Annotated in this window: 20 protein-coding genes, 3 rRNA genes and 1 riboswitch; of the genes, 3 read left to right on the plus strand and 20 right to left on the minus strand. The window is 41.2% G+C overall.

The genetic code is table 11. The features are described from left to right. The first annotated feature begins 126 nt into the window (after nucleotides 1-126). The 3 genes from O7776_RS17815 (at nucleotide 127) to O7776_RS17825 (ending at nucleotide 1,868) form a co-directional block, all read left to right on the plus strand. The gene (locus O7776_RS17815; protein ID WP_274310540.1) at nucleotides 127-687 is read left to right on the plus strand and encodes a hypothetical protein; all 561 of its coding nucleotides are present in this window, start codon (nucleotides 127-129) and stop codon (nucleotides 685-687) included. A gap of 2 nt (nucleotides 688-689) precedes the next feature. Next, nucleotides 690-1,019 (plus strand): hypothetical protein, encoded by a 330-nt coding sequence (locus O7776_RS17820; RefSeq protein WP_274308274.1) that lies wholly within the window; start codon nucleotides 690-692, stop codon nucleotides 1,017-1,019. Nucleotides 1,020-1,094: 75 nt separating this feature from the next. Further along, nucleotides 1,095-1,868 (plus strand): coiled-coil domain-containing 22 family protein, encoded by a 774-nt coding sequence (locus O7776_RS17825; RefSeq protein WP_274308275.1) that lies wholly within the window; start codon nucleotides 1,095-1,097, stop codon nucleotides 1,866-1,868. A 682-nt stretch (nucleotides 1,869-2,550) separates the two neighbouring features. On the opposite strand, the gene purD is transcribed toward O7776_RS17825, so the two are convergent. From purD to O7776_RS17925, 20 genes are all read right to left on the minus strand, one after another. Further along, the gene (gene purD / locus O7776_RS17830) at nucleotides 2,551-3,801 is read right to left on the minus strand and encodes a phosphoribosylamine--glycine ligase (RefSeq protein ID WP_274308276.1); all 1,251 of its coding nucleotides are present in this window, start codon (nucleotides 3,799-3,801) and stop codon (nucleotides 2,551-2,553) included. Between the two features lie 400 nt (nucleotides 3,802-4,201). Then, a complete protein-coding gene (gene purH / locus O7776_RS17835) occupies nucleotides 4,202-5,737 on the minus strand; it encodes a bifunctional phosphoribosylaminoimidazolecarboxamide formyltransferase/IMP cyclohydrolase (protein WP_274308277.1) in 1,536 nt (511 codons plus the stop codon). A gap of 74 nt (nucleotides 5,738-5,811) precedes the next feature. Beyond that, nucleotides 5,812-6,378, minus strand: a complete 567-nt coding sequence (gene purN / locus O7776_RS17840; protein ID WP_274308278.1) for a phosphoribosylglycinamide formyltransferase — start codon at nucleotides 6,376-6,378, stop codon at nucleotides 5,812-5,814. Then, nucleotides 6,378-7,433 (minus strand): phosphoribosylformylglycinamidine cyclo-ligase, encoded by a 1,056-nt coding sequence (purM, locus tag O7776_RS17845; protein WP_274308279.1) that lies wholly within the window; start codon nucleotides 7,431-7,433, stop codon nucleotides 6,378-6,380. The genes purN and purM overlap by 1 nt, the downstream gene beginning before the upstream one ends. A gap of 164 nt (nucleotides 7,434-7,597) precedes the next feature. Further along, nucleotides 7,598-9,016 carry an amidophosphoribosyltransferase gene (gene purF, locus O7776_RS17850; protein ID WP_274308280.1) on the minus strand — a complete coding sequence of 473 codons (1,419 nt, stop codon included), beginning with the start codon at nucleotides 9,014-9,016 and terminating at the stop codon, nucleotides 7,598-7,600. Beyond that, complete coding sequence (gene purL / locus O7776_RS17855) at nucleotides 8,992-11,223, minus strand: phosphoribosylformylglycinamidine synthase subunit PurL (protein ID WP_274308281.1); 2,232 nt, start codon at nucleotides 11,221-11,223, stop codon at nucleotides 8,992-8,994. The genes purF and purL overlap by 25 nt, the downstream gene beginning before the upstream one ends. After that, on the minus strand, nucleotides 11,210-11,893 hold the full coding sequence (gene purQ / locus O7776_RS17860; protein ID WP_274308282.1) for a phosphoribosylformylglycinamidine synthase subunit PurQ: 684 nt from the start codon (nucleotides 11,891-11,893) through the stop codon (nucleotides 11,210-11,212). Before purQ ends, purL begins: the two co-directional genes overlap by 14 nt. A 4-nt stretch (nucleotides 11,894-11,897) precedes the next feature. Further along, entirely contained in the window at nucleotides 11,898-12,143 is a 246-nt protein-coding gene (purS, locus tag O7776_RS17865; RefSeq protein ID WP_274308283.1) for a phosphoribosylformylglycinamidine synthase subunit PurS, read from the minus strand. A gap of 3 nt (nucleotides 12,144-12,146) precedes the next feature. Further along, nucleotides 12,147-12,857: a phosphoribosylaminoimidazolesuccinocarboxamide synthase gene (purC, locus tag O7776_RS17870; RefSeq protein ID WP_274308284.1), complete on the minus strand. Its 711-nt coding sequence runs from the start codon at nucleotides 12,855-12,857 to the stop codon at nucleotides 12,147-12,149. Between the two features lie 30 nt (nucleotides 12,858-12,887). Beyond that, a complete protein-coding gene (purB, locus tag O7776_RS17875) occupies nucleotides 12,888-14,189 on the minus strand; it encodes an adenylosuccinate lyase (RefSeq protein ID WP_274308285.1) in 1,302 nt (433 codons plus the stop codon). Between the two features lie 15 nt (nucleotides 14,190-14,204). Continuing rightward, nucleotides 14,205-15,329, minus strand: coding sequence for a 5-(carboxyamino)imidazole ribonucleotide synthase (purK, locus tag O7776_RS17880; protein ID WP_274308286.1), 1,125 nt, complete (start codon nucleotides 15,327-15,329; stop codon nucleotides 14,205-14,207). Further along, nucleotides 15,326-15,814: a 5-(carboxyamino)imidazole ribonucleotide mutase gene (purE, locus tag O7776_RS17885; protein ID WP_274308287.1), complete on the minus strand. Its 489-nt coding sequence runs from the start codon at nucleotides 15,812-15,814 to the stop codon at nucleotides 15,326-15,328. The genes purK and purE overlap by 4 nt, the downstream gene beginning before the upstream one ends. A 282-nt stretch (nucleotides 15,815-16,096) precedes the next feature. Further along, a riboswitch (purine riboswitch) is annotated at nucleotides 16,097-16,196 on the minus strand. A 98-nt stretch (nucleotides 16,197-16,294) separates the two neighbouring features. Beyond that, nucleotides 16,295-16,483, minus strand: coding sequence for an NETI motif-containing protein (locus O7776_RS17890; RefSeq protein ID WP_241370231.1), 189 nt, complete (start codon nucleotides 16,481-16,483; stop codon nucleotides 16,295-16,297). A 148-nt stretch (nucleotides 16,484-16,631) separates the two neighbouring features. Next, the gene (locus O7776_RS17895; protein WP_274308288.1) at nucleotides 16,632-17,669 is read right to left on the minus strand and encodes a LolA family protein; all 1,038 of its coding nucleotides are present in this window, start codon (nucleotides 17,667-17,669) and stop codon (nucleotides 16,632-16,634) included. Beyond that, nucleotides 17,666-19,108 (minus strand): sensor histidine kinase, encoded by a 1,443-nt coding sequence (locus O7776_RS17900; RefSeq protein WP_274308289.1) that lies wholly within the window; start codon nucleotides 19,106-19,108, stop codon nucleotides 17,666-17,668. Before O7776_RS17900 ends, O7776_RS17895 begins: the two co-directional genes overlap by 4 nt. After that, complete coding sequence (locus O7776_RS17905) at nucleotides 19,105-19,800, minus strand: response regulator transcription factor (RefSeq protein WP_241370228.1); 696 nt, start codon at nucleotides 19,798-19,800, stop codon at nucleotides 19,105-19,107. Before O7776_RS17905 ends, O7776_RS17900 begins: the two co-directional genes overlap by 4 nt. Before the next feature lie 417 nt (nucleotides 19,801-20,217). Further along, nucleotides 20,218-21,195 carry a hypothetical protein gene (locus O7776_RS17910; RefSeq protein ID WP_274308290.1) on the minus strand — a complete coding sequence of 326 codons (978 nt, stop codon included), beginning with the start codon at nucleotides 21,193-21,195 and terminating at the stop codon, nucleotides 20,218-20,220. A gap of 162 nt (nucleotides 21,196-21,357) precedes the next feature. Then, nucleotides 21,358-21,473: ribosomal RNA gene (gene rrf / locus O7776_RS17915) — 5S ribosomal RNA — on the minus strand. A gap of 64 nt (nucleotides 21,474-21,537) precedes the next feature. Then, nucleotides 21,538-24,465: ribosomal RNA gene (locus O7776_RS17920) — 23S ribosomal RNA — on the minus strand. Between the two features lie 304 nt (nucleotides 24,466-24,769). Next, nucleotides 24,770-26,322: ribosomal RNA gene (locus tag O7776_RS17925) — 16S ribosomal RNA — on the minus strand. Together the 16S, 23S and 5S rRNA genes form the textbook arrangement of a ribosomal RNA operon. Nucleotides 26,323-26,419: the final 97 nt, after the last annotated feature.

A 26,419-nucleotide genomic window follows, 5' to 3' on the forward strand; every position in this document is an offset into this window, starting at 1 on the left:
AAGCTGTGCTAATTCTAACTTAATGGTCATAAAATAAAGAAAGGGGAATCCCTTTCTTTATTTTGCTTACATAAGCAAATGCAATGCATATTCTTAAATTCCCCATAAGGAGGAGTAAATTTGGCAATGTCCCAGAGCCATCTAGAAGTAAAGATTAATACACTTCAAAAGCAAACTAAATCCTATCTACGAGAAATAAAAGAACATATCGAGAAGCTTCCGAAATCTCAAAATATTAATATAATAAGTTATTTTACTTCTTCTCTAAATATTTCCCATAAGCTTGAACAAGAAAGCATATGTTTGGGCTCTTATCATATTTACAATATCGGTAATGAACCAATACTTAATCCATATATATCTATTATAATACCGGAGAACTCCCCGTTTTCTTTTACCGGTAGATATGTTCGTGAAGAATTCAGCCAAAGTTTTAAGGGACCAATTGATTGGATACGCTTAGCAAATAGCACAAACAAAAATGAATTTCTGCTGAAACCGCTTAGTAAAATGGAGCTTAAACCGAATGAAATTATCTCATTTTCAAATTTTCAAATTAAGTGGTTACCAAACGAATCATACTCAGGTAGTATTACCGGTTTTACCTATTGTGATCAATTTCAAGATGGCATAGCTGCGGTCAACCCCATCAATCTGAGTGTCATCAGCCTTGGACAGGAGGAATAGCCTTGAATCACTTTGACGAAGAAGAGCATGTTGGGGCCATACCAATAGAAGAAATTTTAAGACAATTTACAAAAGAACACTTTTCCGATTTAAAACATCAAGAAAATAATAATAGCTTTATGTTTTTAGAAAAAAGTTCCCTGAATTTATTATTAACTTTTCTATTATCGAAAACACAAACTGAACCACCTACAACTCCCGAAATAAATGACGAACTACAGGCTAAAAGTAAGGCGTTAGAATTAAAGGCTATAGAAGAAATTGATCAATTAATTAATGATAATGAAAAGGAATTTCAAGCCATCCTTCGTTTATTAAAAGAAATTACTTGATTGGAGGGATAAACCGTAGCAAACGAAAGCCTTCAAAATAAAGACACGCTTCAATTACAACAAATGATCATCTTTTTGAAATCTGAACTTGTGAAATCTCAAAATGAAATCGATAAATTTCAAAAGAATGATTACTATTCCTTGGCCATTAGTCTTGAACAGGAAAATAACCTATTAACCAATCAGAAAAAAGAACTGTCGAGGGAACTTCTCAATTTAAAGAGAACTTTTGAAAAGGAAATGAATAAACTTCACGAGGATATTCAATCTCGTGAAAATCAGAGACTAAAATTAATCTCGTCTATTAGGGCGTTAGTACAAAAGAAAAATGAATTGCTAGAAGAAAATAAAAAGTTAACAAAGACCATTAAAGAAACTCGGAAAGAAGAAGTGGTCCTGCCTAACCTTCACTCACCGGAACACATTGCAAAAGGCTATGTAAAAGCAATTGAAAATATCGACAATACCTTACACGATTTTATCCAAAAAAATTCTCAGCAGCTGACTTTAATAAATGATGAATTGTTAAAAAATAGAAGTGAAGTTATCGATATTAATCTATATTTATTAAAAGAGATAAAAAATAAAAGCAATAAAATAGATATGCTCATGCGTGAAATTGAAGATCTAAAAGAACAACATTATAAACAGCTTCTATCCTTCTTAGATAACAAACCTACCGATAGTTCCGCGGCTCTCCCACAGTTAGATACTCCAGTACAAAAAGAATTATCTCAAGCAACAAACTTCGAAGATCAGCTAGACGAAAAATTACGTATACTAGATGATTTGGAGAGCGAACTGAATCAACTTGCTAAAAAGGTTGATAAGCATAAAGTCGACAATTAAATTAAAGAAGGTATTTATTATTAGATACTACTCATGATGAGTATTCCCTAATACAAAATTTGGAATAAAGTACATTTATCTAATATAATCCGTTCTGCTACGCTACGGGGGACGCTTTCCTGAGGGCGTGGCTACAACTAACTTGTATGTGCCTCTTACGGTGGCACATACAAGTGGATTTTCCGCGCACGCTTAATCCTCTAGGAGTCGCCCCCTTCACTTCGCGGCACTCTACTATAAAGTTAAAATTGGTTTCTATTACAAAGAACTTGAATAAAATGTGAATCTAGCTCTGTTATTGAAATAAAGTAAAAATTTTTCTAATAATGATTTTATTTTTGACGCAATAAAAGTAGCTAATTTTATTAGTGTAGCTAACCTTTAACCAAAGTTTCAATATTAATACAGAGCAATATTTTATTCAGCACCGCCGCCTCGCGATAGCGCAAGCGGCAACATTGGACTCTTTTACCTTTACTAAAACGTAACATTTTAATTTGGTGGGCCTTGCATGCGGCATTAAAGACAGTAGTATGGACACGTACCACGTGGCCATAACGCTGTCATGCCGTAGCCCTCCCAAAATAAGTAGATTGCACTTAATCCATTTTCTGTTAGTAAATTCACTCAATATTAGATACTAATAAAAGGGCGATACTTTTTACGTATCGCCCCTCTTAAATTATTTAAAAGTTCTCCAGCCAATGTCGCTACGGAAGAAGAAGCTAGTCCATTCTTTTTTTGCAAGCTCTGCATATACTTTCTCTTGGGCTTCTTTTAAATTTGCTGCTTCCGCTGCTACTAATAGCACTCGTCCGCCATTTCCTACATATTGACCATCGACTAGCTTTGTACCTGCGTGATATACCGGTAATCCCAAATCAGTCAACTCTGGCAATTTATTTCCTTTCACAACATCTCCAGGATACCCTTCTGCTGCTACAACAACACCAAGCATCGCTTCTTCCTTCCACTTTAAAGCAAATGGCTTTTCTGTCATTAAGCTCATCATAAATTCACCGAAATCCGATGCCATACGTGGTAATACTACTTGCGTTTCAGGGTCGCCGAAGCGTGCGTTGAATTCAATTACCTTTGGACCTTTTGAAGTTAAAATTAAGCCGGCATATAGAATTCCTGTAAACGATACCCCTTCAGCTTCCATTGCTTTTACGGTTGGCTCAACGATTGTGTCATACGCAACTTTTACAATGTCTTCTGAAATTTGTGGTACTGGTGAATACGCACCCATACCGCCCGTATTTGGTCCTTTATCACCGTCATACGCTCGCTTATGATCCTGTGCGATAACCATCGGATAAATTTGACCTTTATGTACAAATGACATAAAGCTGAACTCCTCACCATCAAGGAATTCCTCAATTACGACGCGAGATGAAGAATCACCAAAGCGTTGATTACCAATCATATCTTCAACCGCTTCAATTGCTTCTTGCTCTGTCATTGCCACGATTACGCCTTTACCAGCAGCTAAACCATCTGCCTTAATAACGATTGGCGCACCTTGTTCTTTAATATAGGCAACTGCCTTGTCTGCTTCTGTAAAAGTTTCATGCGCAGCCGTCGGAATGCCGTACTTGTTCATAATTTCCTTTGCATAGGATTTCGAGCCTTCAATTTGTGCTGCTGCTTTTGTTGGACCGAATATAACTAAGCCTTGCTCATTGAAGTAATCAACAATGCCTTCCGCTAATGGTTGTTCAGGACCAACGAATGTTAAAGCTACTTTATTTTCCTTTGCAAAGTCAGCTAATTTTGCGAAATCTAATGCATCGATTGCTACGATTTCTGCGTCTTGCTTCATACCGTCATTACCTGGTGCGACAAAAACTTTTTCTACTGATGGTGCGTTGTTAAATTGTTTAGCGATTGCATGCTCGCGACCGCCACTACCGATTACAAGAATGTTCATATATGAGCTCTCCTTCTAATGAAAAATTGGTAATAAAAAAACGCCCGCCAAAAATTAGGCGAGCGTTTTTCATTAATGGTCGTTGACACTGCGCTACCCGACCAAAAGTAGCACTGTGCTTATTACAATCAATGATCATTTGTTATCAACGGTGCATCCCCCGGCCAAAGTTGATGCAAGTTAATAATTATATTTTTCCGATGAGGACCCGGCCAAGAATCGCTACATCGTCTTATTTATCCCTCTTCCGGCCAGAAAGAAGAATAAATAATGCATTTGCAAACGCTTCTGCTAACGTCCGGCCAGAACATTAGCGAAACATTATTCTATTATAAAGCTATAGTAAAAATTTCGCCACTAAATTTACTTCAGATATCAAGTTTTGTGCATACTTCACAAATTAGTGTTTAAAGTGACGAACACCTGTGAACACCATTGTAATACCTGCTTTGTTTGCAGCATCAATTGAATCTTGATCTTTAATTGAGCCACCTGGTTGGATAATTGCTGTAATACCTGCTGCAATTGCTGCTTCTACAGTATCCGCCATTGGGAAGAATGCATCCGATGCAAGTGCTGCGCCTTTTGCTTTTTCGCCCGCTTGTTCGAATGCGATTTTTGCCGCACCTACACGATTCATCTGACCAGCGCCAACACCTAACGTCATTTGCTTGTCTGTTACAACGATTGCATTTGATTTTACATGTTTTACAACTGCCCAGCCAAGTTGTAACGCTTCCCACTCTTCTTCTGTTGGTTCGCGATCTGTTACAACTTTAATGTCTGCATTCCCAAAGCCAAAACGGTCTGGCTCTTGAACAAGTAGACCACCTTCAACTGATACAACGTTGAACTCGTCTTGTTTCGCTTGTGCAAAGTCGATTGTTAATAGGCGAATGTTTTTCTTCGCTTGTAAAATTTCTAATGCTTCTGCTGTAAAGCTTGGCGCAATGATAATTTCTAAGAAAATGCCTGATAATTTTTCTGCAGTCGCTTTATCCACTTCCATGTTTAGTGCAATAATGCCACCAAAAATTGAAGTTGAATCTGCTTCGTATGCTTTATCGAATGCTTCTTCAATTGTTACACCTGTACCTACACCACAAGGATTCATATGCTTTACCGCTACGGCTGCTGGCATTTCGAATTCTTTTACGATTTGAAGCGCTGCATTTGCATCTTGAATATTGTTGTACGATAACTCTTTACCGTGTAATTGCGTTGCATAGGCAATCGAGAAGTCCGAGCCTAAACGTTTTGCGTAGAACGCTGCTTTTTGGTGAGGGTTTTCACCGTAGCGCAATGTTTGTTTTAACTCATACGTTAATGTTAAGTTTTCTGGGAACTCTTCACCAATCGCACTTGTTAAATGGTTTGAAATATACGAATCATAAGCCGCAGTATGACGGAATACCTTTGCTGCTAATCGACGGCGTGTTTCTAATGTAGTTTTACCATCTGCTTTTAATTCTTCTAAAACAGTAGCGTAGTCTGTGCTATCCACGATTACTGTTACATAATCATGGTTTTTAGCTGCTGAACGTAGCATTGTTGGACCACCGATATCGATGTTTTCGATTGCGTCATCCCAAGATACGTTTGGTTTTGAAATTGTTTCTACGAATGGGTAAAGGTTTACACATACGATTTCGATAGGCTCAATACCGTGCTGCTCCATTTGTGCAACGTGTGAGGGCTCATCAAATTTCCCTAATAGACCACCATGAATCATTGGATTTAATGTTTTTACACGGCCATCTAAGATTTCTGGAAATTTTGTTACTTCGTCAACCGCTGTTACGGGTACGTTGTTGTCTTGTAATAATTTTTTTGTTCCACCTGTAGAAAGTACTTCATAGCCAAGTGCTACTAATTCTTTTGCAAATTCTAAAATTCCATTTTTATCTGAAACACTAATAAGTGCACGTTTCGTCACGACTAGGTCCCCCAATTTTATTGTTTTCATATCCGGTAAGCGCAAGCCCTCTCATGGAGCGACTTAGGCGGAAATTATTGTTCAAATAACTGCTTTAATGTATTCGTATAAAGTGCATGTTCTAATGTGTGAACACGTGTTTCTGTTCCTTCACGGTCACCTTCAATTACGTCAACTGCGCCTTGTGCGATAATTGTTCCTGTATCCATCCCGGCATCGACATAATGTACTGTTACACCGGTTACTTTAACACCATGCGCCATTGCTTGACCAATGGCATCTTTACCTGGAAATGATGGAAGCAAAGATGGGTGAATGTTTATGATGTGGTTTTCGTAAGCCGCTAATAAAGTCTCTCCAACTAAGCGCATATAGCCCGCTAATACAATCCACTCAACATCTTTTTCTTTCAGGTACTCAATGATTTTTGCTTCATAGGCCGCTTTGTTTTCATACGTTTTCGGCGCTAGCTCCACTACTGGAATGCCGAAATTATTTGCACGTGTGACAACAAATGCACCTGGCTTATCTGTAATAACAAGCTCGATATTGGCATTTAATTCGCCGTGCGCAATTGCTTCTTGAATTGCTTGGAAGTTTGAACCACTTCCCGAAGCAAACACTGCAATTTTCGTTGTCATTACACTAGGCTCCCATCATGCTCGCCTTTGAATATTACACCTTCACCTTTTACAACGCGCCCAATAGTGTATGCTTTTTCACCATTTGCTTCTGCTGCTGAGATTACTTTTTCTACTTCACTTGATGGTACAGCCATGACAAAACCAATCCCCATGTTAAATACATTGTAAAGGTCTTTATCTGCTAATTGGCCTTTGTCTTTTAAAAATTCAAAAATGCGTAATACTGGCCAAGTACCTAAATCGATTTCAGTTGCTAATCCTTCTGGCATCATTCGTGGTAAGTTTTCATAGAAGCCACCACCAGTTACGTGCGCACAGCCATGAACATCTGCCGCTTTAAGAGCTGCTAAAACAGGCTTTGCATATAACTTTGTCGGTACTAATAACGCTTCACCAATCGGACCTAAATCTTCATAGCCTTCTACTACAGCATCTACCGCATAATCATTGTCTGCAAATACGATTTTACGTACTAACGAATAACCGTTTGAGTGTACGCCGCTTGATGCAAGACCAACTAATACGTCACCTTCTGCGATATTTTCACCAGTAATAATGTCTGCTTTCTCACAAGCTCCTACCGCAAAGCCAGCTAAATCGTACTCATCTTCTTCATAAAGACCTGGCATTTCCGCTGTTTCGCCACCAATTAATGCTGCACCAGATTGCACACAGCCATCTGCTACACCTTTAACAATTTGCTCGATTTTTGCAGGTTCTGCTTTTCCAACCGCTACATAATCAAGGAAATAAAGTGGTTCCGCGCCTTGTGCAACGATATCGTTAACACACATTGCGACACAGTCTACACCGATTGTATCGTGCTTATCGACCATGAATGCTAGCTTTAACTTTGTCCCAACACCGTCTGTACCTGAAATAAGAACTGGTTCTTTTAAGTTCAGTGCAGATAAATCAAACATACCGCCAAAGCCGCCGAATGTGCCCATCACACCTAAACGATTTGTGCGCTCAACGTGTGATTTCATACGTTTTACTGCTTCATAACCTGCTTCAATATTAACGCCTGCTTGTTCATATGCTTTTGACATAATGTACTTGCTCCTCCTTTAGAAAAACACATTTCGCGCCAAATAGCGCGAAATGATGTCTTTACTTATGTGGATTTCCTTGAAAAAGTTATACTTTCATATCCACCAAATAATGAGAAGTGCACCCCTCGCATAAGCGAAAGAATGCACTCCTCACTTACCTTTTAACAGTCTTTTTCATGTGGTAATACTGTGTCTGGGAAAATTTCTGTTGGATATTTCCCTGTAAAGCACGCTAAGCAAAGCCCACCATTTTCGTCTTCAAATGGGCGATTTGTTGCTTTTACCATTCCTTCAACTGATAAGAATGTTAACGTATCTGCTCCAATTGCTTCACGAATTTCTTCAACATTATGGCTTGAGGCAATTAACTCTTCATGTGTCGATGTATCGATTCCATAAAAACACGGATCTGTCATTGGCGGAGAAGAAATTACAACATGTACTTCTGCTGCGCCTGCATCTTTTAACATACGAACAATTCGTTTTGAAGTTGTACCGCGTACGATTGAATCGTCTACCATTACAACGCGTTTTCCTTTTACTACTTGAACAACTGGCGAAAGCTTCATTTTCACACCACGTTCACGTAATTCTTGCGTTGGCTGGATAAATGTACGACCAACATAACGGTTTTTAATTAAACCAAGCTCATACGGAATCCCACTTTCCTCTGAGAAACCAATCGCTGCAGAAATCGATGAATCTGGAACGCCTGTCACAACATCTGCTTCAATATGTGCGCATTCACGTGCAAGCTCTTTTCCCATACGTTTACGTGCCATATGAACGTTGACATTGTCGATATTCGAATCTGGACGTGCTAAATACACATATTCCATCGCACACATTGTACGTTTATCTTTTTCTACAAAGCTATCTACTTCAATACCTTTATCAGAAATGACTAACAGTTCCCCAGGCTCTATATCTCGAACAAATTCTGCACCGATTAAATCAAATGCACAAGTTTCAGAAGCAACTACGTATGCCTCACCAAGTTTCCCTAACGAAAGCGGGCGTAAACCATTACGGTCACGTGCAACAATCATTTGATTTTTCGTTAAAATAATAATTGAGAAAGCACCCTTTAATAACGATAACGCTTCTTTTACTTTTGAACGGAATGGAGATTGCTTTGATTTTTTAATTAAATGCACGACTACTTCCGTATCAGAAGTAGAATTAAACAAACTACCAGAGCGCTCTAAAAATTGCTTTAAATGATTCGCGTTCACTAAGTTTCCGTTATGCGCAATTGCTAACGAGCCTGTAGATGAACGGAATAACAGTGGTTGAACATTTTCTAGTCCCTTCCCACCTGCAGTTGCGTATCGTGCATGGGCGATTGCAGCATGACCTGTTGCTTTTCGTAATTTTTCTTCATTAAATACTTCATTTACAAGCCCTTCACCGCGTACAGCACTAAACTGATTCCCGTCTGTTGTGACGATACCAGCTCCTTCTTGTCCACGATGTTGCAATGCGTGTAAGCCATAATAACTTAATTGGGCTGCATCTTGGTTACCCCAAATGCCAAACACGCCACATTCTTCATTTAAGCCTCTGATTTCAGCAAGCATGGGATTGCTCCTTTCCAAGCAGAACGGAATTCCTCCACAGTACCGTCAACAAGTACGCCAGTTTCACCGTTAATTGTTAGTTTTGCGTCTTCTGTTACTGTACCGATTTTTTGTACATCTATTACAATTGCTTCAAATGCTTCTACATTTTCTGCTTTAACTGTTAACACAAAACGTGATTGTGATTCAGCAAATAAAGCCGTTGTTGCTGAGCCAGTTAATGTTGCTTCAATACCTAAGCCTTTTGCAGCAAATGTTTTTTCTGCTAGTGCTACGGCAACACCGCCTTCAGAAACGTCATGTGCAGATTGTACAAGTCCTGCACGAATCGCTGCTAAAATAGCTTGTTGACGAGCTGCTTCGACTGTTAAATCGATTGCTGGTGCTTTACCAGAAATATTACCATCGATTAATTTTTGTAATTCAGAGCCACCAAATTCAGTAGTTGTTTCACCAATTACGTACACTACATCACCAGCAGCTTTTACTTCTTGTGTTGTTACATGTTTTAAATCTGTTACTAAACCAACCATACCGATTGTTGGTGTTGGATAAACCGCTTCACCTGAACGTTCGTTGTACATCGATACGTTACCACCAATTACTGGTGCATCTAATGCTAAACATGCTTCCGCGATACCGTCAGCTGATTTTTGAATTTGCCAGAAGATCTCTGGTTTTTCCGGGTTACCGAAGTTTAAGCAGTCTGTAATCGCAAGTGGTTGTCCACCTGAACATACGATGTTACGTGCTGCTTCAGCAACTGCGATTTTTCCACCCGTTGTTGGATCTAAATAGATATAGCGAGAGTTACAGTCTGTTGTCATCGCTAATCCTTTATTTGTGCCACGTACACGTAATACAGCAGCGTCAGAACCTGGTGCTACTACTGTGTTTGTGCGTACTTGATAGTCATATTGATCGTAAACCCACTCTTTAGAAGCAACTGTTGGCGCTTTTAATAGTGAAGTTAACGTAGCTTTGTAATCTGTTACTAGTGGTTCGGCGTTTTCCATCGCTTGGAACTCAGCAAAGTAAGCTGGCTCTGCTTCAGGCATAATGTAAACTGGTGCATCCTCAGCAAGTGCATCTGCTGGTACTTCTGCTACCACTTCACCGCCATGTAATAAACGAAGCATTTTATCTTCTGTTACACGACCTACCGCTACTGCATCTAAGTCATATTTATCGAAAATCGCTTTAATTTCTTCTTCACGACCTGCTTTTACAACGATTAACATACGTTCTTGTGATTCAGATAACATCATTTCGTAAGCTGTCATGTTTGTTTCACGTTGCGGTACTAAGTCTAAATTCATTTCTACTCCTGTACCAGCTTTTGAAGCCATCTCTGCTGAAGATGAAGTTAAACCAGCCGCACCCATATCTTGAATACCTACTAGCGCGTCTGATTTTACAACCTCTAAACAAGCTTCAAGGAGAAGTTTTTCCATGAATGGGTCACCAACTTGTACAGCTGAGCGACTTTCTTCTGTATCTTCCGTTAATTCTTCAGAAGAGAATGTTGCACCGTGAATACCGTCACGACCTGTTTTTGCACCAACATACATCACTGTGTTACCTACACCTGCTGCAACACCTTTTTGAATGTCTTTATGGTCGATTAAACCAACACACATCGCGTTTACAAGTGGATTTCCTTCGTAGCATGGGTCGAACTGAATTTCTCCACCTACAGTTGGAATCCCGATACAGTTACCATAACCAGCGATACCCGCAACAACTTCTTCAAATAAGTATTTACCGCGCGCTGATTTTAACTCACCGAAACGTAAAGAGTTCAGCATCGCTATTGGACGTGCACCCATAGAGAATACGTCACGGATAATACCGCCTACACCTGTTGCTGCACCTTGGTATGGCTCAATTGCAGACGGGTGGTTATGTGATTCCATTTTGAATACAACCGCTTGCTCGTCACCAATGTCAACGATACCAGCACCTTCACCAGGACCTTGTAATACTTGAGGACCTTTTGTTGGGAATTTGCGTAATACTGGCTTCGATTTTTTGTATGAGCAGTGTTCAGACCACATTACTGAAAATAGGCCTGTTTCTGTCCAGTTTGGAATACGACCTAATTTTTCAATCGCTAAATCAAACTCTGCATCTGTCATACCCATGTCCGCATAAAGACGTCGCTCTTTAATTTGTTCTGGTGATGGCTCGAATTTAGTTGTTGACATGTTGTTCCCTCCACTGCTTAACAATTGATTTGAATAATTTAACACCGTCAGCACCGCCAACGATTTCGTTCGCTGCACGCTCTGGGTGAGGCATCATACCAAGTACGTTACCTTCTTTGTTAATGATTCCAGCAATATCCGCTAAAGAACCGTTTGGATTTTCACCTTCATATGTGAATGCGATTTGGTTATTCGCCTTAAGCTCTGCTAATGTTTCCTCGTCACAGTAGTAGTTTCCTTCACCGTGTGCGATTGGAATATTGATTACTTCGCCAGCTTCGTACTGGTTTGTGAACAATGTGTCGTTGTTTTCAACTTTTAATTGCACAGTGCGACACATGAATTTCAAGTTTTTGTTGCGGATTAACGCGCCAGGTAAAAGATTCGCTTCTGTTAAAATTTGAAATCCGTTACATACGCCTAATACTGGCTTGCCTGCTGCTGCGAAATCTTTTAAAGCTTTCATTACGTTTGATTGGTTCGCCATTGCGCCACAACGTAAGTAGTCACCATATGAGAAACCACCTGGAACTAATGCACCGTCAAAGCCTTCTAAAGAACTTTCCGTGTGCCAAACGTATTCTACTTCTTCACCTAATTCGTCTTTAATCGCATGATACATGTCGACGTCACAGTTAGACCCTGGGAAAACGAGTACTGCAAATTTCATAGTATTATGCCTCCTCGATTTCGTAACGATATTTCTCGATTACCGTGTTAGTTAATACTTTTTCGCACATTTCTTTTACGATTGCATCTACATCACGAGCAGTATCACCGATTTCCACTTCTAAATATTTTCCAATACGAACATCTTTAACTTCACCATAACCGATTTTTTCTAATGAACCTTGAACAGCTGAACCTTGTGGGTCTAAAATACTTTCTTTTAATGTTACGTAAATTTTAACTTTCTTCATGACTTATTTGCCTCCAAGTTTTTGTAAAATAATTTCGTATACTTCAGTAATACTGCCAAGATCACGGCGGAATACGTCTTTATCAAGCTTTTGATTTGTTTCAGAGTCCCATAAACGACAAGTGTCAGGAGAAATTTCATCGGCAAGAAGTACATTGCCATCCTTGTCACGACCAAATTCTAATTTAAAGTCGACTAATGTCACACCAACTGCAGAAAAGATTGGACGTAGCACTTCATTTACTTGCAGAGCTTTGTCGTATAAATCTTGTACTTCCTTTGGTGTTGCAATACCTAACACATCGATATGCTCCGTTGTAATAAGTGGATCACCTAAAGCATCGTCTTTGTAATATAACTCAACGATTGTGCGCTTTAAGCTTGTCCCTTCTTCAAAGCCTAGACGCTTTGCTAAACTTCCCGCAGCGATATTGCGTGTTACTACTTCAATTGGAATAATTTCGACTTTACGTACAAGCTGTTCGTTATCTGAAAGGCGTTTCACGAAATGTGACGCAATTCCTTTTTCTTGTAGTTTTTCGAAAATTAAAGTCGTGATTTGGTTATTTAAATTTCCTTTACCAGCAATTTCAGCTTTTTTCTCGCCGTTAAATGCTGTAGCACTATCTTTATATTCAACAAATAGAATTTCTTCATCCTGTGTTGTGTATAATCGTTTTGCTTTACCTTCGTACAAAAGTTGACCTTTTTCCATGACGTATTCCTCCAAAAAATTAATAGTTGATTAGTTAAGTCCTAAACGTTCGAAAATGAAATCGACATTTTGAATGTGATAGTTGTAATCGAAGCATTCGTTGATTTCTTCAGGAGAAAGATATGAAGTAATCTTTTCGCTAGCTTCTACTAATGGACGGAACTGTGTTTGCTCATCCCATGCACGTGCTGTTAACGGTTGAACCGTATCATACGCTTCTTCACGAACTAAACCTTTATCAATTAATGCAAGTAGGATACGTTGAGAGTAAATTAAACCAAATGTACGCTCCATATTGCGTTTCATATTTTCAGGGAATACTGATAAGTTTTCGATAATGCTGCCGAAACGATTTAACATGTAGTTTAATGTAATCGTTGCATCTGGAATAATGACACGTTCTGCTGATGAGTGTGAAATATCACGTTCATGCCAAAGTGACACGTTCTCGAAAGCAGTTAGCATATAGCCGCGCATTAAGCGTGCCATACCTGTCATATTTTCAGAGCCGATTGGGTTACGTTTATGCGGCATTGCCGAAGAACCTTTTTGACCTTTTGCAAAGCCTTCTTCTACTTCACGTGTTTCAGACTTCTGTAATCCGCGCACTTCTGTTGCAAACTTTTCAATGGAAGTGGCAATTAACGCAAGTGTCGAGAAGTACTGTGCATGGCGGTCACGTTGTAATGTTTGTGTTGAAATTGGTGCAGCAGCTAAGCCAAGATGCTCACATACATACGCTTCAACTCGAGGATCGATATTGGCATATGTACCAACTGCGCCACTCATTTTACCTGTTTCAATCACTTTTGCCGCCGCTTCGAAGCGCTCAATATTACGCTTCATTTCTTCGTACCAAAGAGCAAGCTTTAAACCAAATGTTGTTGGCTCTGCATGCACACCATGTGTACGACCCATGCAAACGGTATTTTTATGTTCTTGTGCTTTGTTCTTAATGATAGCTAAAAATTTTGTTAAATCTTTGCGAAGGATGTCATTCGCTTGTTTAATTAAGTAAGATAATGCTGTATCTACTACATCTGTAGAAGTTAAGCCGTAATGTACCCATTTACGTTCTTCACCAAGTGCAGGTGTTTCAGAGACAGCGCGAGTGAACGCAACTACGTCATGACGCGTTTCCTTTTCGATTTCATAAATTCGATTGATATCGAAGTCGGCATTCGCACGTAATTTAATAACATCTTCTTTTGGAATTTCGCCAATTTCAGCCCAAGCTTCACAAGCTAAAATTTCTACTTCAAGCCAAGCTCGATATTTATTTTCTTCAGTCCAAATTGCGCCCATTTCGGGACGAGTATAACGTTCAATCATATTTTTATGCTCCTTCTACTCTGGCCAAATACCAGATTCCTTGATTTGTTTTAATGTCGTATTTAAATCTTTTGTCATGATTGTTACATGACCCATTTTACGATTAACTTTTGCTTCTGATTTACCGTAAAGGTGTACGGACCAATCTGGATATTTCGAAATAGAGTTTGTTAAAGATACAACATGCTGACCTAGCACATTCACCATGATTGATGGTGCCCATAATTTTGGTTTACGTAATGGCCATCCACATACAGCACGAATATGCTGTGTGAATTGTGAAATATTGCACGCCTCAATTGAGTAATGACCAGAGTTATGTGGTCGCGGTGCGCATTCGTTGATGACAATGCTACCATCTTCAAGTACGAACATTTCTACTGCTAATGTGCCGACTAGCTGTAAGTAGTCTGCAATTTTCATTGCCGCTTCTTCTGCTAACACTGCTGTGTTAGCTTCGATGCGTGCAGGTACAATTGTTTCATGTAAAATATGATTGACATGAATGTTTTCGCCTACTGGCAAGCAGTATGTTTCGCCATGTCCATTGCGCTGAACAATAACGGAAATTTCTTTCGTAAATGGTACAAAGCCTTCTGCAATGCATTGTGAATGTTCAAATAAACCTCGTGCAAGTGACAAATCATCTTCTGATTTTAACAGCTGTTGTCCTTTGCCATCATAGCCTCCGCGCGCCGTTTTTACGATACATGGGTAGCCAATCTCATGAATTTGTGCTGTAAGCTGTTCATAAGTATCTGCCACAACATACGGTGCTACCGGGCAACCAGCCTTAACAATCATCGCTTTTTCAGTTACACGATTTTGTGTAATTCGAACAAGCTCTGCGCCTTGTGGAACATAGGCAATTTGTGTAAGACGCTTTAAGCCTTCGTAATCGATATTTTCAAATTCATAGGTAATCACGTCACTTACTTCTGCTAATTCCTCAAGCGCTGCCTCGTCATCATAAGCTGCTACAATGCGAATGTCTGCTACTTGTCCACAAGGTGAATCCATTGTTGGCTCTAAAACAGCAATTTTATACCCAGCTTCTTTTGCTGCCACCGCCATCATTCGACCAAGCTGACCGCCACCAATTATGCCGATCGTTTGTCCAGGATAAATCATTTTTGTCACGTTAGGTCACCTGTGCTTTCTAAAACTTGTGCTTTTGTTGCTTCACGACGCGCGTCAAGCTTTGCTGCAAGTTCTACATCAAAGGCTCCTAAAATTTGAGCAGCTAGCAAACCAGCATTTGTTGCGCCAGCTTTGCCAATTGCGACAGTTGCTACTGGTACACCGCCCGGCATTTGTACGATTGACAGTAGGGAATCAAGGCCATTTAATGCACGAGATTGTACTGGTACACCAATAACCGGTAATGTCGTTTTTGCTGCAACCATCCCTGGTAAGTGGGCAGCCCCACCTGCTCCAGCAATGATCACTTGGATACCACGGCTACGTGCACTCTCTGCATATTCAAACATTAAATCAGGTGTGCGATGCGCAGAGACAACCTGCTTTTCATAAGGTACTTCAAGCTCCTCTAAAATGTCGCACGCATGCTTCATTGATTCCCAGTCACTTGAACTTCCCATAATAACGCCAATTTTCGGATTCATGAGTTTCGCTCCTTTAAACATCTTCTCCACTTACGTTTCGCTTTATTTATCCTAATTCAGTAAAACTCACTGATTGTAGATAATTCCTCGGCAGGTGTGATAGATTTTTTTCGAACACTCCTAAAAAATCTGTACACTATTTCGCTAAGGCGTAATTTACTTAATAAAAAAATCCCCAAATAAACTACTCTCTACGCATGAGAAAGCAGATTACTTGAGGACTTTTTAGAAAAGAATATGAAGATGATAGCATCCCGATCCACACCCTTTAAATTAATCGTACCAAAAGTTGCTTTCCCACATAGTCCGGTATTTACGGTGCCGGGTAGAGACACTAGAGCCATATTCTCTAGCATATATGAGGGATAAAATGTTTTTCCTGTACACATTTTAACAAGGCTTCCACAGAAAATCAATGCAAAAATGCGAACAATAAATTTTAGTGAAACAATATTGTTCGGTTTTGAATCGTTATTCTAATTATTCTTCATACAATATGCCTTTGAATTGAATTTTTTGACGTAAGTATACCGGTTCTCCATTTACTTCCTCAAAAACAGGTTCTTCTTTACGTCCAAATGGCATATAACCATCCTCCTTCATTCGGTCAAGACATTGCTCGATTGTTTCACTTTCTTGTACTTCATACCATACTTGCTTTTTGGTCAAACTGGTCATCCTTCCGACTTTAAATATCGCTCTAACTATAACATTTTACACAATATGCTACCTAATAGAACGAGTTAAATTTGTGAACGAACTGTCACAATTTTTGTGGAATTAAAAAGAGGAGTACTATTTCAGCACTCCTCGTTGTTTATTTTGTGAATTCCATTTGCTCAGTAATTGCTAACACTTGTTCAAATGTTAAATCGGGATTTTCAAAGATGACATTGTAACGTAAACCTTGTTCATCCCATTGCAGTAACTTGAAGTACTCCGAATCCATCTTTGTCCCTTGTTGTTTACGCACTTCAATTGTATCCTCCTCATCACCTATTTGTTCTATAGGTTTAAATACAGATAACGTAAATTGTGGCTCATCATTTTTCGTATAGGTTAAAGCAATCTCTCCTGTATCGGGCATGTTCATATCTTCAATACTTTCTAATTTATAACCCGTCGATTCAGGAACGATTAAAAACGTACCTAATTTTTCAGTCGCTTCTTCCATTGTTAATTGCGCAGGTGGCTCATTTTTTACCATTTCTATGGTCGCATCTTCTGGTAAATCTGCTACAAATAGCTCATCTTTAATTTTGGCATTTGGCTCAAACTTTGTGAACTCTACTGTCATCGCCATGTCTTCACTTGAAGTAACTGATTTTAAGGTCATCCACGTCTTTTTATCGACCCAAATTTCCATATCGCCATATAACGAGCCGGACTTTTTCTCCTTCGCAATTAAATGATAAGTCTCATGCCCTGCGATTTTTTCTTGTTCACCAATTGTAATATCATGTGAATCCTGAACTTGCTCTAATAGGCGTAGTGCCTGCTCTTTTAATGTAAGCTGTACAAAGCCATCACCATTTGATGAAATATCCATAATCATTGCGGTATTTGTTGATTTCGTATAGGAAGTTAATGTTTTCCCATCATTAATGGCCAGCGACTCCTCACCTGTTGAATCAATAATTTCCACACGATTTTTGCCGTTCTTTGCCCATTGCTTTGAAAGAACTTCTGTTCCATCTTCCATCGTAATATTATATTCTGCATAATACGAAGTTAGCTCAGATGTTTCTTGCATCGCCTGATTTAAAATTTCTTGAGGTGAATGCTCCTCTGTGCTGCTACATGCTGCTAATGATAATGTTAAAATGAGTGCTGCTGAATAAATCACTTTTTTCATAGTTCTCGCTCCTCGATTTTTGGTAGCCATATGATCATGGCGGTTTTATTTGATTGTGAAACTGCCTGAATAGTTCCGTTATGCTTTTCAATAATTTGTTTGGCAATGCTTAATCCTAGCCCCGCTCCACGTTGCCCTACACTACTGCGCGACTCATCTAATTGATGCAGTGGTTCAAATATTTGCTGACACTGCTGTTCGGTAAGCATCACCCCACTATTTTCAATCACCATATATAAGCCCTCATTCGTAAAATATTGGATTAAATGGCTCCATTCACGCGGAATGACCTCGCTTTCAAACGCAGCTATCGCAATATCGCCTCCGATATTGGTATACGTCCAAGCATTCGATACAACATTGTCGACAACACGCATTAGCTGTTTCGGATTGACCAAATAATTATTTTCAAGCTGAATCATCGTTAATCCCTTAAAGCCTTTTTCTATACTAATCTGTTCATAATCACTAAGCAGCATCTCGAAAAATTCACGACCATCTACTTCTACAAGCTCCATATCATACGTATTCGACTGTAGCAATGTAAACATCATTAAATCATCCAGTAACTGCTTCATAAAATCCGATTTGCCGTGAATGATTTGCAAATATTCCTGTTGTTCCCGTTCACTTAGCTTCCCTGCAAGCAAGCTCTCTGTATAGGCTTGAATCGATGTTAGCGGCGTTTTTAAATCATGCGAAAGACTGGCAATCATAAATTCCTTTTGACGCTGCTCACTATTTAGCTTGTCTCGTGTTGCAACGATCTCCAGTTGCATCATTTGAAAATTATCCGTTAGCTCACCTAACTCATCTTTTTGAACAGCCAATGTTGTAGTAGGCTCCCCTTTTGCAAAGAAGCGCATTTGTTCAATTAACTGCTTTACTGGACGATTTAAACGGTGATTTAAAAAATACACGACTGCACTATATACTAGAAGCAACACAATGATTAAGCTCCCAATTACAAACGCTGATTTTGAATTTACTTCCTCCAGCCACTCCGTACGAGCAAGTGTAATTTTATAGACGCCTTTAATTGCACCATCTTTATATACAGGTTCTTTATAAACAAAAGTTTTATAGTTTTGCTTAAGCTCATACAAGTTTTTATACAATGAACTTCTCGCTTCAAAATTGCTATATGCGCTCAGCGGATCGGAAGAATAATAAATTTTGCCATTTGGGCTATACAGTGTAATCATTAATTGATTGGATGTTAATGCTTCAATTTTTTCAAAACGTTGCTGGCTCGTATAAAGGGCTTGGTTGCTTAATAGTTTTTTTAACTCTGTCACCTGCGACCATGTATTAAAATATTCATCTACATTTTTGTCTTGATAATAGGCATTGATCGACACATATAACCCGTAAAATGCACCAAGTGGAATGAGCATGACAAGCAAATAAGTTAACAATAACCATGATTTAATTTTCATAGTTGCTCACCGATAAAACGGTAACCCTTTCCCCAAACCGTTTCAATGAAATAAGGTTTTCTAACTGGATCATTTAATTTTTCGCGTAACGCTTTGATATGTACGGTCACCGTATGTGTTTGATCGAGTTCCGTCTGTTGCCATACATGCGTATAAAGTGCCTGTTTCGTAAACACTTCTAATGGATGCTGTACGAATACTTTTAACAGTGCATATTCCTTTTGTGTTAAATTTACTTTCTCTTCGTGCACATAGACGAGCTCTTTACTAAGGTCCATCATTAAGCCCTGTGTAAATTGTAATTTTTCCTCTTGCACATTTACTTTATTGTATCGTTGCCAACGTCTTAATTGAGATCGAACACGAGCCTTTAGCTCTTCTAACGAAAACGGTTTGGCTAAATAATCGTCGGCGTCTTGCAAGCCTTCTACTTTATCAGCATCTTCGCTTTTTGCACTTATCATAATAATCGGTACGTCACTTTGCAGACGGATATGCTCAATCATTGTCAGCCCATCCATTTCAGGCATCATCCAATCAACAAGCACTAACGAATAGCTGCCGGCAGAAAAATCTTCTAATCCTTCAATACCTGTCGTTGCCCACGTCACAAAATAACCTTCCTTCGTTAACGTATCCTTTATAATTCGTGCAATTTCACGATCATCTTCTACTAAAAGAATTTGCTCCATTTAGTTCGCCTCCTGTAATTACTATAACAATCATTTAATTGGAAATTGGTAACTTTATAATTTCTTTATTTTTTAGTATAACTTTTATCCCGCATTAAGGGACAATAGGTTGAGCCACTGTCCCTAAAAGCTCGATTGATAAAGGTTAATGCTCGTTGGGGGATGAGGAAAACCCCCAACGAACAAAGTTTTACTTTTTCCAAATAAAAAAGGAGCTGTCCAAAAAGTGATTCTTTTTGGACAGTGCTCCACTCATGTGTCAATTATCGGCTGTGGTGGTTCTTCTGCGATTGTCAGAAATAGGAACAAATTCTAAAACCCTCACTTCATGTGACAACGCATTCATGAACAGCATCGTGCTAGCCTCCATCCTCAGCACAAAGGAGGCGTCCCGAAATTGCTTTCAGGACGCCCCCTTCAATGTATACGTTCTCCTGCACGGTTATACCCCTGGCGATCATAGCCATCACTATTAAAGCCTTCTCTGTCTAAGCCTATACTATCAAACCCCGATCGGTTGTAGCCTTCCTTATCATAACCTTCTTTATTAAAACCACTTTGGTCATAGCCTTCTCTATTATAGCCTTCTCCATTAAATCCTTGCTTATTATATCCATCCTTGTCATAACCAAGTTCATTATAGCCCTGTGCGTTAAAGCCTTCTTGTGTTTTGCCATTTCGATTATAGCCTTGTTTATCGTAGCCCTCTCGATTGAAGCCTTCCCGGTCATAGCCTTTCTTATTGAAACCAGCCTGGTCATAACCTTCTATATCAATTCCCGCAACAGTAAAGCCCTCTCGATTATAGCCCTTTTTGTTGTAGCCTTCTCGACTATACCCATCCTTGTCATACCCCGCCCGATTATAGCCATCTTCATGAAAGCCTGCTCGATTGTAACCCATCTGATTAAAACCACCGCGATTATAACCATCTCGGTCCAAACCGTCTTTATTAAAACCATGTACATTAAAACCTTTATTATCTAAGCGTGTACCATTTTTATGGATACCCTCTTTATTAAATCCATATTTATTGATTCCTTTTCGGTTAAAACCATCTTTGTCATAGTTATCTTTACTAAAGCCGTCCTTATAAAATCCTTCTCGATTCCAACCTTCTTTATTGAAGCCTAATGAATCATAGCCAAAGCAATCATATCCAGCAATATATTTTTTCCCGGTTAAATGGATTCCTTTTGCATCGAACCCATTATCGTCATAATATTTCCGATTGCGTGTTTTGCCATTTTCGCCAAAGCCACGTACATCATAACCATGATCATCATATTTCGTACCATTTTTATGAATACCATATACATTAAAGCCACGATCGTCATACTGTTGTTCAGGTAGCAAAGATTTAGATGAAAATAACTTTTTTAAAAATCCAACCATACGCAATCAAACCTTTGTTTAAATTTATCTTCATTTTACCTTATTCAGTAAGAAATACATACTATTTATTTTGAAGCTATTCCATTTCTAAAGAACTATTTTCTATAGTAATCTTAATTAAAGCACAAAAAAACCACTGATTACTCAGTGGTTTTTATTCGTGCGAAGCGACGTTCTACTCTCACAGGGGGAAACCCCCAACTACCATCGACGCTAAAGAGCTTAACTTCTGTGTTCGGTATGGGAACAGGTGTGACCTCTTTGCCATCATCACTTCACTTATTAAATTGAAAGATTGTTCTTTCAAAACTGGATAAACGTTTCATTGATATTCATAAACATGTGGTTAAGTCCTCGACCGATTAGTATTCGTCAGCTACATGTGTCGCCACACTTCCACCTCGAACCTATCTACCTGATCGTCTTTCAGGGGTCTTACTTACTTGCGTAATGGGAAATCTCATCTTGAGGGGGCTTCATGCTTAGATGCTTTCAGCACTTATCCCGTCCACACATAGCTACCCAGCGATGCCTTTGGCAAGACAACTGGTACACCAGCGGTGTGTCCATCCCGGTCCTCTCGTACTAAGGACAGCTCCTCTCAAATTTCCTACGCCCACGACGGATAGGGACCGAACTGTCTCACGACGTTCTGAACCCAGCTCGCGTACCGCTTTAATGGGCGAACAGCCCAACCCTTGGGACCGACTACAGCCCCAGGATGCGATGAGCCGACATCGAGGTGCCAAACCTCCCCGTCGATGTGGACTCTTGGGGGAGATAAGCCTGTTATCCCCGGGGTAGCTTTTATCCGTTGAGCGATGGCCCTTCCATGCGGAACCACCGGATCACTAAGCCCGTCTTTCGACCCTGCTCGACTTGTAGGTCTCGCAGTCAAGCTCCCTTATGCCTTTACACTCTACGAATGATTTCCAACCATTCTGAGGGAACCTTTGGGCGCCTCCGTTACCTTTTAGGAGGCGACCGCCCCAGTCAAACTGTCCGCCTGACACTGTCTCCTACCCCGCTAAGGGGCATGGGTTAGAAGTTCAATACAACCAGGGTAGTATCCCACCGACGCCTCCTTCGAAGCTGGCGCTCCGAGATCTCTGGCTCCTACCTATCCTGTACAAGTTGTACCAAAATTCAATATCAAGCTACAGTAAAGCTCCACGGGGTCTTTCCGTCCTGTCGCGGGTAACCTGCATCTTCACAGGTACTATAATTTCACCGAGTCTCTCGTTGAGACAGTGCCCAGATCGTTACGCCTTTCGTGCGGGTCGGAACTTACCCGACAAGGAATTTCGCTACCTTAGGACCGTTATAGTTACGGCCGCCGTTTACTGGGGCTTCAATTCGCAGCTTCGCTTGCGCTTACCACTCCTCTTAACCTTCCAGCACCGGGCAGGCGTCAGCCCCTATACGTCACCTTACGGTTTTGCAGAGACCTGTGTTTTTGCTAAACAGTCGCCTGGGCCTATTCACTGCGGCTCTCTCGGGCTATACACCCTACCAGAGCACCCCTTCTCCCGAAGTTACGGGGTCATTTTGCCGAGTTCCTTAACGAGAGTTCTCTCGCACACCTTAGGATTCTCTCCTCGACTACCTGTGTCGGTTTGCGGTACGGGTACCTCCCACCTCGATAGAGGCTTTTCTTGGCAGTGTGAGATCAGGAACTTCCTCCATACGGAGTCGTCATCACAGCTCAATGTTAAAGTACGCGGATTTGCCTACGCACACATCTTACTGCTTGAACAGAGACAACCAACGCTCTGCTTACCCTACCCTACTGCGTCCCCCCATTTCTCAAACGGTGGGGAGGTAGTACAGGAATATCAACCTGTTATCCATCGCCTACGCCTATCGGCCTCGGCTTAGGTCCCGACTAACCCTGAGCGGACGAGCCTTCCTCAGGAAACCTTAGTCATACGGTGCATGGGATTCTCACCCATGTTTCGCTACTCATACCGGCATTCTCACTTCTAAGCGCTCCACCAGTCCTTCCGGTCTGACTTCAACGCCCTTAGAACGCTCTCCTACCACGCATACCAATGGTATGCATCCACAGCTTCGGTGAATCGTTTAGCCCCGATACATTTTCGGCGCAGCGTCACTCGACCAGTGAGCTATTACGCACTCTTTAAATGATGGCTGCTTCTAAGCCAACATCCTGGTTGTCTAAGCAACGCCACATCCTTTTCCACTTAACGATTACTTTGGGACCTTAGCTGGTGGTCTGGGCTGTTTCCCTTTTGACTACGGATCTTATCACTCGCAGTCTGACTCCCGTGTATAAATATCCGGCATTCGGAGTTTGTCTGAATTCGGTAAAGCGAGATGCCCCCTAGTCCAAACAGTGCTCTACCTCCGGTATTCTCAATCACGAGGCTAGCCCTAAAGCTATTTCGGAGAGAACCAGCTATCTCCAAGTTCGATTGGAATTTCTCCGCTACCCACACCTCATCCCCGCACTTTTCAACGTGCGTGGGTTCGGACCTCCAGTAAGTGTTACCTCACCTTCATCCTGGACATGGGTAGATCACCTGGTTTCGGGTCTACGACCACGTACTAATTCGCCCTATTCAGACTCGCTTTCGCTGCGGCTCCGTCTTATCAACTTAACCTCGCACGTAATCGTAACTCGCCGGTTCATTCTACAAAAGGCACGCTATCACCCATTAACGGGCTCTAACTACTTGTAGGCACACGGTTTCAGGATCTATTTCACTCCCCTTCCGGGGTGCTTTTCACCTTTCCCTCACGGTACTGGTTCACTATCGGTCACTAGGTAGTATTTAGCCTTGGGAGATGGTCCTCCCGGATTCCGACGGAATTTCACGTGTTCCGCCGTACTCAGGATCCACTCTGGAGGGACTGAACTTTTGACTACAGGGCTTTTACCTTGTTTCGCGGACCTTTCCAAGTCGCTTCGTCTAATCCAATCTTTTGTAACTCCGTATAGAGTGTCCTACAACCCCAAAGAGCAAGCTCTTTGGTTTGGGCTCTTCCCGTTTCGCTCGCCGCTACTCAGGGAATCGAATTTTCTTTCTGTTCCTGCAGGTACTTAGATGTTTCAGTTCCCTGCGTCTGTCCTCATCACGCTATGTATTCACGTGTAGATACTATCCGATTAAAGATAGTGGGTTCCCCCATTCGGAAATCCCCGGATCAAAGCTTACTTACAGCTCCCCGAGGCATATCGGTGTTAGTGCCGTCCTTCATCGACTCCTAGTGCCAAGGCATCCACCGTGCGCCCTTATTAACTTAACCAAAAGTTAAACTTACTTAAAAAGTAAGATTTTAAGGATATTGCACGATCAATTTCTTGATCTATGTTTGTTTATTACTTATCAATGTCGTTTTATCCAGTTTTCAAAGAACAAAGCAGCTGACTTCAATCACATCGTGATTAAGCTTCACTGAATTTGCTTCATGCAGTCTTGCGACGATAGTGCTAGCAGCAAGAGCAAATATTTTTTTGAAGTATTCCATTCAATTAAGAATGAACCTTCAAAACTGAACAGCAACCGTTAATGTTTCATTCCCTAGGAATGAATTCCGAAAATATCCTTAGAAAGGAGGTGATCCAGCCGCACCTTCCGATACGGCTACCTTGTTACGACTTCACCCCAATCATCTATCCCACCTTCGGCGGCTGGCTCCATAAAGGTTACCTCACCGACTTCGGGTGTTACAAACTCTCGTGGTGTGACGGGCGGTGTGTACAAGGCCCGGGAACGTATTCACCGCGGCATGCTGATCCGCGATTACTAGCGATTCCGGCTTCATGTAGGCGAGTTGCAGCCTACAATCCGAACTGAGAACGGTTTTATCGGATTAGCTCCCCCTCGCGGGTTGGCAACCGTTTGTACCGTCCATTGTAGCACGTGTGTAGCCCAGGTCATAAGGGGCATGATGATTTGACGTCATCCCCACCTTCCTCCGGTTTATCACCGGCAGTCTCCTTAGAGTGCCCAACTAAATGATGGCAACTAAGAACAAGGGTTGCGCTCGTTGCGGGACTTAACCCAACATCTCACGACACGAGCTGACGACAACCATGCACCACCTGTCACCGTTGTCCCCGAAGGGAAAACTGTATCTCTACAGTGGTCAATGGGATGTCAAGACCTGGTAAGGTTCTTCGCGTTGCTTCGAATTAAACCACATGCTCCACCGCTTGTGCGGGCCCCCGTCAATTCCTTTGAGTTTCAGTCTTGCGACCGTACTCCCCAGGCGGAGTGCTTAATGCGTTAGCTGCAGCACTGAGGGGCGGAAACCCCCCAACACTTAGCACTCATCGTTTACGGCGTGGACTACCAGGGTATCTAATCCTGTTTGCTCCCCACGCTTTCGCGCCTCAGTGTCAGTTACAGACCAGATAGTCGCCTTCGCCACTGGTGTTCCTCCAAATCTCTACGCATTTCACCGCTACACTTGGAATTCCACTATCCTCTTCTGCACTCAAGTTCCCCAGTTTCCAATGACCCTCCCCGGTTGAGCCGGGGGCTTTCACATCAGACTTAAGGAACCACCTGCGCGCGCTTTACGCCCAATAATTCCGGACAACGCTTGCCACCTACGTATTACCGCGGCTGCTGGCACGTAGTTAGCCGTGGCTTTCTAACAAGGTACCGTCAAGGTAGCGCCAGTTACTACGCTACTTGTTCTTCCCTTGCAACAGAGTTTTACGAACCGAAATCCTTCTTCACTCACGCGGCGTTGCTCCATCAGACTTTCGTCCATTGTGGAAGATTCCCTACTGCTGCCTCCCGTAGGAGTCTGGGCCGTGTCTCAGTCCCAGTGTGGCCGATCACCCTCTCAGGTCGGCTACGCATCGTCGCCTTGGTGAGCCGTTACCTCACCAACTAGCTAATGCGCCGCGGGTCCATCCTATAGTGATAGCCGAAACCATCTTTCAACTTCCAACCATGTGGTTCAAAGTATTATCCGGTATTAGCTCCGGTTTCCCGAAGTTATCCCAGTCTATAGGGTAGGTTACCCACGTGTTACTCACCCGTCCGCCGCTAACGTCATTGGAGCAAGCTCCAAATCCATTCGCTCGACTTGCATGTATTAGGCACGCCGCCAGCGTTCGTCCTGAGCCAGGATCAAACTCTCCATAAAAGTAGTTTGAAAGCTCATTTGCTTTGCTAGCGATTCTAACAATTAAGTTAGAAATCATTTTTGCTTCATTTAAGAAGCTGTATTCATTAACGTTGCT

Source organism: Solibacillus daqui, assembly GCF_028747805.1.
GTDB lineage: Bacteria > Bacillota > Bacilli > Bacillales_A > Planococcaceae > Solibacillus > Solibacillus daqui.

Excerpts from the sequence above, each read along its gene's own strand:
- O7776_RS17815 (WP_274310540.1), top strand. The coding sequence starts at position 127 with ATGTCCCAGAGCCATCTAGAAGTAAAGATTAATACACTTCAAAAGCAA.
- purD (WP_274308276.1), bottom strand. The coding sequence starts at position 3,801 with ATGAACATTCTTGTAATCGGTAGTGGCGGTCGCGAGCATGCAATCGCT.
- purN (WP_274308278.1), bottom strand. The coding sequence starts at position 6,378 with ATGACAACGAAAATTGCAGTGTTTGCTTCGGGAAGTGGTTCAAACTTC.
- purM (WP_274308279.1), bottom strand. The coding sequence starts at position 7,433 with ATGTCAAAAGCATATGAACAAGCAGGCGTTAATATTGAAGCAGGTTAT.
- purF (WP_274308280.1), bottom strand. The coding sequence starts at position 9,016 with ATGCTTGCTGAAATCAGAGGCTTAAATGAAGAATGTGGCGTGTTTGGC.
- purL (WP_274308281.1), bottom strand. The coding sequence starts at position 11,223 with ATGTCAACAACTAAATTCGAGCCATCACCAGAACAAATTAAAGAGCGA.
- purQ (WP_274308282.1), bottom strand. The coding sequence starts at position 11,893 with ATGAAATTTGCAGTACTCGTTTTCCCAGGGTCTAACTGTGACGTCGAC.
- purS (WP_274308283.1), bottom strand. The coding sequence starts at position 12,143 with ATGAAGAAAGTTAAAATTTACGTAACATTAAAAGAAAGTATTTTAGAC.
- purC (WP_274308284.1), bottom strand. The coding sequence starts at position 12,857 with ATGGAAAAAGGTCAACTTTTGTACGAAGGTAAAGCAAAACGATTATAC.
- purB (WP_274308285.1), bottom strand. The coding sequence starts at position 14,189 with ATGATTGAACGTTATACTCGTCCCGAAATGGGCGCAATTTGGACTGAA.
- purE (WP_274308287.1), bottom strand. The coding sequence starts at position 15,814 with ATGAATCCGAAAATTGGCGTTATTATGGGAAGTTCAAGTGACTGGGAA.
- O7776_RS17895 (WP_274308288.1), bottom strand. The coding sequence starts at position 17,669 with ATGAAAAAAGTGATTTATTCAGCAGCACTCATTTTAACATTATCATTA.
- O7776_RS17900 (WP_274308289.1), bottom strand. The coding sequence starts at position 19,108 with ATGAAAATTAAATCATGGTTATTGTTAACTTATTTGCTTGTCATGCTC.
- O7776_RS17905 (WP_241370228.1), bottom strand. The coding sequence starts at position 19,800 with ATGGAGCAAATTCTTTTAGTAGAAGATGATCGTGAAATTGCACGAATT.
- O7776_RS17910 (WP_274308290.1), bottom strand. The coding sequence starts at position 21,195 with ATGGTTGGATTTTTAAAAAAGTTATTTTCATCTAAATCTTTGCTACCT.